Here is an 11897-nt window from a genome sequence, read left to right as displayed (position 1 = left end):
CGGTCCTCCAATCAGATCGCTATACAGGCAAAGGGCGCCGTTGGGCGCCCTTTGCTGTCTTTGTTACTTATGCCGCTTCGTCATTCAACGCAGGACGCGCTTCACTGGCAATGGTAATGCGCTTTGGCTTTGCTTCTTCCGGCACCCGGCGAACCAGATCAATAGTGAGCAAGCCATTCCTTAGGCTGGCGCCTTTGACCTCAATGTGCTCATCGAGCCGGAAGGACAGCCTGAAGGCACGCAGGGCAATACCTTGGTGCAGGTAGGTCACACCTTCAGCGGTGTGCTCACGCCGATCGGCACTTATTGTCAGTACACCACGCTCGACCTGAATATCCAGATCGTCTTCATGCAGGCCCGCTGCCGCAATCACGATGCGATAGTCGTTTTCGCCGTGCTTCTCGACATTGTAAGGCGGATAGCCTGGTACCGAATCACGCAGCGCCGACTCAAATAGATCATTGAAACGATCAAAGCCAACAGTGCTACGGAACAAAGGTGCAAGGGATAAACCAGTCATGATGAATCTCCTGAAGATCAGCAAGTTTCGATAACTCGGGACCCGATTTCGGCATCCCGCATGACCCAACATAAGGATAGTGAAAATACTTTCAAGCGGTCTGCCGACGAACGGAAAGCCCAGTAAGCCTTTGTTTTTCAACTGCTTATTTTTTATCGCCCCATTGATGTCGCAGGTTTCAGCAAGGTCGAGCTACCCTTGGGTTTGCGAAATACCAAGATGTTGCCCAGCAGTACCAGCGCTAGCCCAAACAGTGCAGGCCATGTCCATTGGTATCCTTCCATCCATGCCGAGATGTTAAGGGCAACCACCGGAAACAGGACGGTGCAATAGGCCGCCCGCTCAGCACCCAGACGGCCAACCAGGGTCAGGTAGGCGGTAAATCCGATCACTGAGCCAGGAACGGCCAAATAAACCAGCGAACTGACGTAGCGTGTACTAAGGTCGACTGTAAAAGGCACCCCCTGTACAAGGCAGATCACCAATAGAATCAAGGCGCCGTACAACATGCCCCAGGCATTGCTCGTCAACGGGCGGATACCCACGCGCTGTTGCAGACTCGAAATCATGTTGCCCGCTGAAAAGCACAGTGTTCCTAACAAGGAGAGCCCAAGCCCTAGCCAAGTCTCATGGCTTGCCGTGTGGCTGCCCAGTTCCGGCCAGAACAACAGGGCGAGCCCCAGCAAACCCAATGCGCCCCCGGCCAAAACGTTAGCCGCGATGGTTTGCTTGAACCACAGGCGTGCGTTGAGGGCGTTCCAGAGTGTGGCGGTTGAAAACACTACGGCAATCAGCCCACTGGCTATGTACTGGCTGGCCGAGTAAAAGCAGATGAAGTTCAGGCAGAACAGGCAAACACCTTGAGCCATGCAGAACAGTTGGCCGCGTTGATCCAATGGCTGTAGGCGACGGGTCGGTATCAGGATTAGAAACAGGACCAGCGCTGCAAGGGCGAAGCGATAGGCAATCGAAAGCGGAATGGCTACGGATTCGATCTGAAACTTGATGGCAATCCAGGTGGTGCCCCAGATCAGAACAGTCAACAGATAAAGCGTAAGGTTCATGGTGGTCTCCAGCGGTCAGGAAACCAGTGTGGTGAGTAAGTCCGTTGAAGAGTTGCACATTCTTGCGCTTTTTATTCTGGCATGCGGTTCGCGCCTCTCATAAGCCTTATGATGTGAAACCAGGAGACGTGATCATGCAGCAAGCCGACGACTTTCAAGTGTTTCGTACCTTAGACCAGGCCTCCAATGCACACCGTCTACGTCATACTGCGCTGGGCAATGGCATGGCGTTGGCGCAGTGGTATCGTAGCGATGCCGACGTGCTGGGCTACAGCAGCCCGGATCATCACACTTTGTCGCTCTATCTGGAAGGTGGTTGGCAGACGTTTCGCCTCGACCAGCCGGGCCACTATGGGGCGCCTGACCGATTCTGTGTTCTGCCAGCCGGACACGACTCTGACTGGTCAGTTACGCAAGGGCTGGGTTTCATGCATCTGTACGTCACCCCTGAGCAGTTGATGCTGGAAACCATCCGGGTTCTGGACAAGGAACCCCGGGCGATCCATCTGCAGGAACGCACATACATGGAGGATCCTGCACTCGTTGCCATCTGCCGTGCGCTGGAACGCAGTGACTGGCAGGAACCTGGAGAGTGCCTGCTGTGCTCGAGCCTGGCGCACGAAGCGGTCAGCCATCTGCTGCTCAATGGGTGCGGGCCGCGCCAGGAGGTACACTGGCGCGGCGGCCTTTCACCATCGGTCAGACGACGCATCCGCGACTATATTGACACCCACCTGGATAAACCGCTTGAGCTGTCGACACTGGCTGAAGAAGCGGCCTTGTCGACCTTTCACTTTAGCCGCATGTTCACGCTTTCATTCGGTATGCCGCCTCATCGTTATGTACTGGCACGACGATTAGCCAAGGCTCGAGAGCTGCTGGTGAATACTACATTGCCGCTTGCTCAGATTACGCTGGATTGTGGCTTTTCCAGCGCCAGTCACCTGAGTCGCCGGTTTGCTCAGGTACATGGCGCAACACCGGGACAATATCGTACCGTCCTTTCACGCACAGGTTGAAGTGCTAGAGGTCAGCCGTCCTGCCCAAATACTGATCTCAAAGCCGCTCTAGCAGGTGGCCTCTCATAAAGAAGCTATGCTTTAAGTAAACCTCAACTGGGTCACATCAAATGGATGCACATAATGCTGAAACACCGCAGCGTTACGCCCCCATTGCGCTTGTAGCGGAAGATGAGGTCATGCTTCGTGAGCTAATGATCGACGTGTTACAAAACGAAGGTTTTGAGGTGGCAGCGTTTGGTACAGCTGATGAGGCCCTGAGCTTTCTAGAGGACAAAGCGCTTTTGGTAAGTGTGGTCGTATCGAATGTGAGAATGCCTGGGCATATCAACGGCATCGACCTGGCACATATCGTTTCAAAACGCTGGCCCTTTCTTCCAATCGTCTTGATGTCTGGCTATACCGGTCTGGAAATACAACTACCTAAGGATGTGCCCTTTCTACGCAAGCCCTGGACAATCGACCAACTGGCCACTGCAGTCAAAGAGATGAGGCGCTAAACAGCGCTTTTTGATTACAGTTTTTCTCTGATCAATGTAACGCCTTCTTCATTGCTAAATATTGTTGTTATCTGGCATTCATCGTAGCTATGGATGTTTGATCCTCCCCTTCTCGGGTGACGCAACTTCTGCCTAGCTAGCCTTAAGATAGCTTTGTTAGCTTGGTCAGCACTGAGCTTACCGCGCAGGTACTAGAGGAACCCTTCTAACCTCCTGTCCTCATATATAGCTGTCTGCTACTCATACCTCAGAAAGGGCCGAACGAAAAGGAAAATACCCAGTAACAGCAGGCCGATGAAAAAGAGCCTTCGAAAAAGCGTCTCACTCAATCTGGTACGTAGTTTTTGCCCTGCAAGCAAGCCAGCAAGCGCAGGTAGGAGCATAAGCAAAGAGGTTTTGACATCATCAATAACCACAGCGCCCTGCCATGACAGGCCTGCGCCAAGCGTCAACGTCGAAACGGTAAAGGAAAGCCCAAGCGCTTGAATCAGTCGCTCCCTGCCAAGATTCATCGCTTGAAGATACGGCACGGCAGGGACTACAAAAACGCTGGTAGCTCCCGTGATCAAACCAGTAACAAGGCCCACTGCGCCTGAAACAAGACCGCCGCTCTCCGATACGGTAGGTAGGCGGTACGCGCACAACCCCATGCAGCCATACACTATCAATATCAGGCCCAGCATGGCAGGTATGAAGACGTTTTCTGATTCAGTCAGCCAGCGCACGGTCAGTAGTGTTCCCAGGCACAGCATTACCATCATCAACCAGAGCCGGCTGATCAGTTGACCTAATGCGGGCCCGCCGTACAACTGCCAGAGGTTGGTAACCAACGAAGGGATCAACAACAGCGCTGACGCTTCCCCAGGCGTCATGACCAGGGCAAGCAGGGCAACGGCTACCGTTGGTAGCCCCATTCCCAAAACACCTTTGATAATACCGGCGAGCAGGAAGACCAGACTGCAAAACAGGATAGTCATTAGTCATACCTTCCGTTGAGTGATCTGATGAGCATGCAGCGTCAGCGCCTCATTTAAAATCTGCATTTCCCTGATTCTGGGTTAGGCTGGGACGAAGCCAGATAAGCATCGATGGAAGCCCGCCCCATGAGATGTGATCTTGTTGATCTCAAGCTCTTCATACATATCATCGAGACGCAAAGCATTACAGCAGGGGCCGGCAAGAGTCATTTATCCCTCGCTTCAGCCAGCGCCCGCATAAAGGGTATGGAAGAGACGCTCGGAACCGCTCTGCTTGAGCGCCACCGGAGAGGCACTGTGCCTACGCCGGCTGGCAGAACCCTTGCCCATCACGCTCAGGCTGTCCTCCACCAACTGGAGGTAATGAACGGCGAGCTTGGCAATCACGCCTCGGGATCAAGATGCCGAATTCGCCTGCTATGCAATACCGCTGCGCTAACAGAGCATTTGCCCGACCTCCTGAGCCATTTTCTGTTGCGGCATCCCCAGCTTGATTTGGATATAGAGGAGCGTTCCAGCTATCAAATTGTGGAATCGCTTACCAGACGCCAGTCAGAGCTAGGCTTGCTTGCCGATCACACAGCGTTTAACGCACTCGAATCTCGCCCGTTTCGAACGGATCGTCTGGTAGTCATAGCTGCCAAGCATTCGCCATTTTTTGTTGGTAGAAAGGTCATTCAGTTTGAGGAGCTACTCACCGAGCCCTTTGTGGGGCTGACCTCTACCAATGCTCTTCAACAGCATCTGGAAGAAAAGGCAAAGCAAGCCGGCAAATGGTTAGCTCTTCGGGTGCGGGTGGCTACTTTGGACGCTATATGCAGCCTGGTAACGCAGGGCATAGGAATAGCCATCGTACCTGAGGCAACGTATCGCCGGAGTCAGCTGAGAAAGAGGCTCTCAATGGTCAGACTTCAAGATACTTGGGCGACCCGGTTATTGTATTTATGTACCTACTGCTTTGATGCCCTCTCACCATACGCAGCCGAGCTGGCTAAGCACATTCTGGCCCGCTCTGACCTTGACGTCCCAGAGAATGAGTCAGAGCGTTAACTGTCTGCATAGCAACAAGCATGAGTTAATTAACGTGTATATAGGCTAGCTGACCACCGTCCCGAAAAAGCAGGGACTAAGTTTCCTGCACTATAATCAGCGCTACTTTGTGTTTATCCAACGACTCTGCGTCCTGTCTATTTTGACAGGCTAGAGCCTAACTGACGGGGGCGCGTTTAATTTCTTACTCGGTTGGAGGCTAGGACTATAAAATTCATGCTAATCATCACATAAGTTACCTTTAATGATTACTTATAGAGCATTCTAGCCTTAGCATTCTTCTCAGGATAGCCACAGTGGCCTTTTAAATCTCGTGCTGCCATCAGGCATAACCTCACAGGTTCTTTCCAGTAAATGAAAATCAGCAGATTCAGAGGGTATGAAAACCAAGGGACTGCTCCTCAAGCGCTTGGCTTTTCATCCTGCATTCTGGCCTTTTTTTGCCCTTTTGCTGAGAAAATAACCTGCACTGCCAACACCGCTCCCATCAGCACGGTCATGATTCCTAATGCCTCATTCCAGGACGGTAAGCGGCGCTCAAATGCTAGAGCCAGCACGGCTGCAAACAAGGACTCTAAGGCAATCAGCTGACCTGAAAGCACCATTGGTAAATCACGACAGGCCCTGTTCCATGCCCAGGCTCCAAGTAAAGAAGAGAAAACTCCAATCAGGAAGGCCCAGCCGTAAAGGGTACCTGCACTGGCAAAGTCGTATCCTTGGTGAGGAAAGTGAAAAAGACCAAAGGCCTGTGCCAAGGGCATTAGGACTAATAGAGCCAATGCACTTCCCGCCATCATGAGGCCAGTCCAGACGCCTGTCGCGCCGGGAGAAATCTTTTCCAATGAGTTTTGGTTTAAAAAACTAAACACTAGCCAGAGCATCACTGCCGCAACCGAAAACGCAATTCCAGTCGACACCGATACGCTCTCGTTCAGTGGATGCTGAAGACTGGTCAGATTGATCAACAGCAACCCAAAGGCAAGAACACACAAGGGCAGGGCCAGTCGACGCCATGCCAATACTTTGGAGTGCACATTGCCTAACAATGCCAGTAATACCGGGACCATCCCAATAAAGGCAGGGGTTAAAACCGGACCTCCAAACTGAGCACCTGAAGCAATAAGGGTGCTGTAACCGAAATAGCCCATGGCACCCAATCCGGCGGCCATGTATCGCAACGGCCATGACAGCATGGAAAGATGGGCGCGGTTGATAGCAATTAATACAATGCCAATTACCCCTACGATCAGAAATCGAGTGGCAAGGAAATCAAATATGGTATAGCTCCCTGTGATATAGGGAACGATAAAATTCAGTGCCCAACACAGGGTCGCGAATATCGCAAAGGCGATCCCAGTCACGAGCCGAGAGGTAAGCCCTTTCATTAAAATCCTTGAACCAGATTATGACTGGCTTATGTATCTAAAGGCCGCTATCAACGCTTAGGTGGATCTACACATGGAGCCGGTGGCGCTCAGCAATAGTTGATCTCTAAATGCATCATCAAGCACTTGGGCACCAGACAGGTAACATCCACCAAGCCCTCCTAGCGATTCACATTGACGACAAGCCGCCCGCGTATCTTGCCCTGAAGCAAATCAGTGGACGCAGTAATAGCCTCCCCTAGCGTAATTTCGCGTGTTATTTCAGACAGCATAGATAAATCGAGATCTGTCTGCAGGCGGTTCCAGGCCTCCACACGCCGCTCGTAGACCTGGGTGACGCTATTGATACCTAGCAGGCTTACCCCGCGAAGAATGAAAGGCGCTACGGTTGCGGGCAGGTCCATACCCTGTGCTAGACCACAGGCGGCTACCGCTCCTTCTGCCCGAGTGGCAGCACAGACATTTGCAAGCGTATGGCTACCCACTGAATCAATAGCTCCAGCCCAGCGCTCTTTGGAGAGCGGACGGCCCGGCTCAGACAGTTCGTTGCGGTTGATAACCGATTGGGCGCCAAGCTTTTTAAGGTACTCGGACTCCTCGGGTCTCCCTGTGGCAGCAATGACCGAATAACCGTTACGAGCTAGCAGAGAAACGGCGAAACTACCAACGCCACCATTAGCACCTGTTACCAGGATGTCTCCTTTATCAGGTGTGATTCCATGTCGCTCCAGCGCCATTAGGCAAAGCATGGCAGTGTATCCGGCAGTACCGATTGCCATAGCCTGGTGTTCGTCGAGCCCGGACGGTAGCGGGATCAGCCAATCACCCTGTACGCTGGCCTTTTGAGCCAGTCCACCCCAATGGCTTTCACCAACGCCCCATCCATTGAGCAGCACTCGGTCTCCGGCCTTGTACCGTGGATGGGTACTTTCCTCAACGATCCCGGCACAGTCTATTCCAGGCACCATGGGAAATTTGCGCACGACAGGGCTATTCCCTGTTATAGCCAGTCCGTCCTTGAAGTTCAGCGTGCTATAGGAAACACGCACCGTTACATCCCCTTCAGGAAGCTGGTCTTCGCTCATGTCAGCCAGCCGAGCGTTATAGGTTGATGCATTCTTGTCGATAAGAACTGCTTTAAACATCATATCTCCTATTTAGACCAGTCGTCTTTAATTAGGCAGCAGCAGTTATGCTTTGATGCCATTCAGAAAACCCTCAATAAAACAGTCGAGAGGCCACACCGTCTGAGACAGTCGTGCACGTAGCACAGCGCCTTCCCAGCCAATCCAGAAGTAAGCAGCCAAATCATCACAATTACATCCAGACTGCAGCTGTCCTCTCTTTGCTGCCTCACGAAGGCAGTCAGCTAAACGCCGTTGCCAATCAAGCAAGGTCGCTTCTAGCTGGGAGCGAAAACTATCCGGCAGGACGAGTACTTCCTGTCCAAGATTGCCAACCAAACAGCCTCGTCGAAACTCGTACCTGGCCATACCGACTTTGGCATCCTCTACAAAGTTCTTTAGCCGCTGTATGGGATCAACGCTTTCATCCAATAACCAGCGGTCAAGCTTACGCGCGAAGTAAGCTGCGTAGCTCCTGAGCACTGCCTGCCCAAAGGCTTCCTTGCTATCGAAATAATGATAAAACGAGCCTTTAGGCACCTGTATTCGTTTAAGGACTAAGTCGATGCCTGTGGTAGCAAAGCCTTGCTCGGTAAAGATTTCCATACCCGCATGGATCAAAGCGTCACGCGTATCGGCGTGCTCTCGGGGAATCTTAGGTGGCCGACCTCGGCGGGCCGGTAAGGTACTGGTAGTCATACTCCCATATTAGACCGATCGTCTTTAAAGTCAATTTAGACTACTGGGAAGTTATTTGCGCTTATGAAATGAGGCAGACGCCTATTCAACGGCTTTGCATGCTATGGCTATCCGTGCACCTGTATCGTTTTGACTTTATTCATCAGGAATGTACCTAAGACTATAGGGGCCGAGGCTTAGGCATGTAAAAACGTCGGGGGGCGCGGCGATAAGCATGGCGCTGATAAAGCGTTGTGCTGACGTTGTCAGCAGTCTCAAAGAAAGCAAACTTCTTTAGATCCGAACACATACTTTTATGCCAGCGCGGCAGTTACATAGGCCATTGCCACGAGACGGCTACTTCCCTTGCACAGCTACACTCAAAAATACACGGCCGACCTCGTACGATCTGTTTAAGCTTTAAAGCCTTAATGTATGGGTACCACAGTCAATATCGAAAGGATGAGCTCATGAGTGCGCGTATCGAGATTGCAATTAACCCAAAAGAAAATGAGCGCTCGGCTATCCTTAAACCCTTACGGGCTCATAATCATTCTAAAGCGGGTGATCCGAAACCAGAGTCAATCGCGCTACTAGTCCGCGATGAGGACACCAATGAAGTCATTGGAGGGCTCTATGGGGAAATATACTATCGTTGGCTATTCATCGAGTTGCTAGCTATACCTGAGGAAACAAGGGGCCAAGGCATAGGTTCACGCCTGGTGGACATGGCCGAAGACGTTGCGCGTGAAAGAAGTTGCGTCGGAATCTGGCTCGATACTTTTGACTTTCAGGCACCGGGCTTCTACCAAAAACATGGTTTCACTGAATTTGGTCATCTTGATAGTTTTCCACCAGAACATACACGCTTCTTTTTTCAAAAAAGATTGTCCTAACGTGCTCATCTTTTCCTTGAAGCAAGCACACCGAATAAAGATTCTGTCCAACCTTGCTGATGGCAAAGTGTCGGTATTGCTAACATTTGCAGCTGTCACTATATTCAAGACATGCATATAACTCAGCTCACCTCGACCGCTACCACCACGACCGCTATAGGCGGGCCGTGCAAGGTGTCGTGAGCAAGAGATAGCGAGCGAATCCAAAGGCCCCGCCAGCGATGGTAGGGGCTTTTTATTTGTCCTTACGTCACTGGCCAACGTAAGGAAATAATCCATGCACGCACTCTTGATCCTCGATATGCAGGTAGGCCTGTTTCAAGGTCCAGACAAACCCTGGCTTGGCGATCGTCTACTTTCCACTCTAAATGACCTTATCTATCGAGCTCAAAAAGCGGGCTCTCCCGTTTTCCTTGCGAGGCATACAGGCCCTGCTGGTAGTCCGATTGAGCCGGGTAGTCCTTTCACTCAATTGGTAAATGGACTGGCTCTTGAAGGCTCCGAAATTATTTTCGATAAAACCAGACCCAATGCGTTTGCTTTTACCAATCTGGCCGAACAGCTCCGATCAAAAGGCGTTGATACTGTTGTAATTGCGGGCATGAAGACTCAGTACTGTATCGACAGTACCTGCCGCGCAGCACGGGACTTAGGATTCGAGGCTATCCTTATAGAGGATGGACATACCTGCTCAGATACGCCAGTGATGAGCGCTAACGCTATTATTGACTATCATAACGCGACACTCGTGGGTGCCTTTTGCCAGGTCATGAAAGCCGCAGAATGCGAGCTCAAATAAGCAATCTGTCCATTTGGATAGGGTCGCAGTGGGTTTATACGGCTCGCTGCAATGCTCCAGTGCCTGTCGTCATTGGGGTATACCTCTGAGGCTGCACACTTGGCTGAGCTGCATTTACGGTAATACCTCTTAAGCGAGGCTGATAGGACCGCGTACTCTGATGTGCCTCGGCGTGCTTTCTAGAATCTGTTACTTACCGCTTATCCTATAAAAGGGGTATACCCAACTTTTAAGGAACTCCGTACAGCCTTTTCCCTTCCGATCTCTTGAAGGGTGATTGTTCCGATCAGCCAGGCAAGTCCTAACCATTGTGGAGAAAGACATGACAGCTAAAAACGACAATCCAGGTAACTTCGCTAACGATCGTGAGAAAGCCTCTGAAGCAGGCAAGAAAGGCGGTCAAAACAGCGGTGGCAACTTTGCCAATGATCGCGAGAAAGCCTCTGAAGCGGGCAAGAAAGGTGGCGAGCATAGCCATGGCGGCGGTCGTCAGTAAGAGATGACATGAGCGGGGGCATAAGCTCCCGTTCTGTTATGAATCTATCCATCCCCTGCTCTCGGCTCAATAAAGCCTGCCTTTCTTAGTCTTACCGCTTAAATGCCTTTAAAGCCTTTTGCTCTCGCTTTTTTCCGGCAGGAATTTGCTCATGCTGTCTCGCAAGCCGTTATCAGGATCTGAGATGGAAGAAGAGGCTGGGCTTGTATTTGAGCTATTTGGCCGAAATCCGATGTGCATGCTCGCTGAGTTGAGCGTTCGTAAAATGAGCAAGGCTTAGGTTGTTGCGCACGGCAGACTAACTCTCTGGTCCTAACCCTTATGTCCCAGCAAGGAATAAGGCCGATGAAATTGGATGCCGATATACGTAACATCGTAGTGATTGGGGCCTCCGCTGGAGGGGTCCAGGCATTGACCACGCTATTCCAGAGTCTTCCTCCTGTCCTTCCTGCCGCGTTCCTGGTAGTTCTTCATATACCCGCTTATGCACCCAGCGTGCTACCCGAGGTTCTTTCTCGCGTGACACAGATGCGGGTTGTGCCTGCCGATGACAGTCAGCCGCTCGAAGCTGGGAGCGTCTATGTGGCTACGTCAGATCGTCACCTGATGCTTGAAGAAGAAGGGCTACGTGTTACCCGAGGCCCGAAGGAATGCCGGGTACGCCCAGCGATAGACGTTCTTTTTCGCTCAGCCGCGGTCAGTCATGGTGCACGTGTAATCGGTGTCATTCTTACAGGGGCGCTTGACGATGGAACCGCAGGTCTCTGGGCGATTAAAGACAGAGAGGGCTTGGCTTTGGTACAGGATCCATCCGAGGCGATGCACGAATCAATGCCTGAAAGCGCCATAAAGCATGTGAAGGTTGATTTCATAGGCCCTATCGAGGCACTGGCTCAGCAGATAGTTAGGGCTGTGGGCACGCAGATAGATAGGCAGCATGCCCGTCCCGCCAGGGAAGGACACGTGATTGAGAAGCTGATTGAACTCAAGGGCAACGGCCTCGAAGCGGGTGTAATGTCCCTAGGTGCAGTATCAAAATATACTTGTCCCGAGTGTCATGGCGTCCTGGTACAGATCGAAGAAGGTTCTATTATCAGGTTTCGATGTCATACCGGACACGCCTTTTCGATGAAAACACTCATTGCTGAGGTTAACGAGGCCATTGATAACGGGCTCTGGGACACCTTGCGTGCGGTTGAAGAACGCATCGTCCTGCTCAAGCAAATGGCCGAGCTTGCAGACCGCGCAGGCTCGCACGATGAGGCTGCGCAGTGCCGCTATCAGGCAGACGAATCGGAGAAGCGGCTACAGCCGCTACGTGAGCTGGTACTGGACTCAGGCTTTTTCGGCCATGACCAGATGGGGTAAAGATAGCAAAACGACTCTGTA

The 11897-nt window shown here is 51.8% G+C and carries 12 protein-coding genes and 1 pseudogene; 7 read left to right on the top strand and 6 right to left on the bottom strand.

Annotation, left to right across the window (positions count from 1 at the left end):
• Positions 1–67 precede the first annotated feature (67 nt).
• Both B3729_RS12060 and B3729_RS12055 read right to left on the bottom strand, forming a co-directional pair.
• On the bottom strand, positions 68–520 hold the full coding sequence (locus B3729_RS12060; protein ID WP_286788017.1) for an Hsp20 family protein: 453 nt from the start codon (positions 518–520) through the stop codon (positions 68–70).
• A 152-nt stretch (positions 521–672) separates the two neighbouring features.
• Positions 673–1584 carry a DMT family transporter gene (locus tag B3729_RS12055; RefSeq protein WP_197873272.1) on the bottom strand — a complete coding sequence of 304 codons (912 nt, stop codon included), beginning with the start codon at positions 1582–1584 and terminating at the stop codon, positions 673–675.
• Positions 1585–1718: 134 nt separating this feature from the next.
• On the opposite strand from B3729_RS12055, the gene B3729_RS12050 reads away from it, so the two are divergent.
• Positions 1719–2603, top strand: coding sequence for an AraC family transcriptional regulator (locus B3729_RS12050; RefSeq protein WP_286788016.1), 885 nt, complete (start codon positions 1719–1721; stop codon positions 2601–2603).
• 110 nt (positions 2604–2713) lie between these two features.
• Positions 2714–3103: a response regulator gene (locus B3729_RS12045; RefSeq protein ID WP_286788015.1), complete on the top strand. Its 390-nt coding sequence runs from the start codon at positions 2714–2716 to the stop codon at positions 3101–3103.
• Positions 3104–3339: 236 nt separating this feature from the next.
• On the opposite strand, the gene B3729_RS12040 is transcribed toward B3729_RS12045, so the two are convergent.
• Complete coding sequence (locus B3729_RS12040) at positions 3340–4080, bottom strand: sulfite exporter TauE/SafE family protein (RefSeq protein ID WP_286788014.1); 741 nt, start codon at positions 4078–4080, stop codon at positions 3340–3342.
• A gap of 111 nt (positions 4081–4191) precedes the next feature.
• Here B3729_RS12040 and B3729_RS12030 point away from each other — a divergent pair, with 111 nt between their 5' ends.
• Positions 4192–5130, top strand: a complete 939-nt coding sequence (locus B3729_RS12030) for a LysR family transcriptional regulator (RefSeq protein WP_414704025.1) — start codon at positions 4192–4194, stop codon at positions 5128–5130.
• Positions 5131–5531: 401 nt separating this feature from the next.
• On the opposite strand, the gene B3729_RS12025 is transcribed toward B3729_RS12030, so the two are convergent.
• The 3 genes from B3729_RS12025 to B3729_RS12015 form a co-directional block, all read right to left on the bottom strand.
• Positions 5532–6515 (bottom strand): DMT family transporter, encoded by a 984-nt coding sequence (locus B3729_RS12025; RefSeq protein WP_286788012.1) that lies wholly within the window; start codon positions 6513–6515, stop codon positions 5532–5534.
• Between the two features lie 161 nt (positions 6516–6676).
• Positions 6677–7660, bottom strand: a complete 984-nt coding sequence (locus B3729_RS12020; protein WP_286788011.1) for an MDR family oxidoreductase — start codon at positions 7658–7660, stop codon at positions 6677–6679.
• 45 nt (positions 7661–7705) lie between these two features.
• Positions 7706–8338, bottom strand: a complete 633-nt coding sequence (locus tag B3729_RS12015) for a TetR/AcrR family transcriptional regulator (protein WP_286788010.1) — start codon at positions 8336–8338, stop codon at positions 7706–7708.
• A gap of 449 nt (positions 8339–8787) precedes the next feature.
• Between B3729_RS12015 and B3729_RS12010 the strand changes: the two genes are divergently transcribed.
• From B3729_RS12010 to B3729_RS11995, 4 genes and pseudogenes are all read left to right on the top strand, one after another.
• Positions 8788–9213, top strand: a complete 426-nt coding sequence (locus B3729_RS12010) for a GNAT family N-acetyltransferase (protein ID WP_286788009.1) — start codon at positions 8788–8790, stop codon at positions 9211–9213.
• 277 nt (positions 9214–9490) lie between these two features.
• On the top strand, positions 9491–10012 hold the full coding sequence (locus B3729_RS12005; protein WP_286788008.1) for a cysteine hydrolase family protein: 522 nt from the start codon (positions 9491–9493) through the stop codon (positions 10010–10012).
• A gap of 346 nt (positions 10013–10358) precedes the next feature.
• Positions 10359–10508 (top strand): annotated as a pseudogene (locus B3729_RS12000) (general stress protein); the annotation flags it as partial.
• A gap of 345 nt (positions 10509–10853) precedes the next feature.
• The gene (locus tag B3729_RS11995) at positions 10854–11876 is read left to right on the top strand and encodes a chemotaxis protein CheB (RefSeq protein WP_286788007.1); all 1023 of its coding nucleotides are present in this window, start codon (positions 10854–10856) and stop codon (positions 11874–11876) included.
• The last annotated feature ends 21 nt before the right edge of the window (positions 11877–11897 follow it).

Source organism: Pseudomonas sp. UBA3149 (assembly GCF_002364655.1).
Taxonomy (GTDB): domain Bacteria; phylum Pseudomonadota; class Gammaproteobacteria; order Pseudomonadales; family Pseudomonadaceae; genus Chryseomonas; species Chryseomonas luteola.
This window is presented reverse-complemented; position numbering and strand designations above follow the sequence as displayed.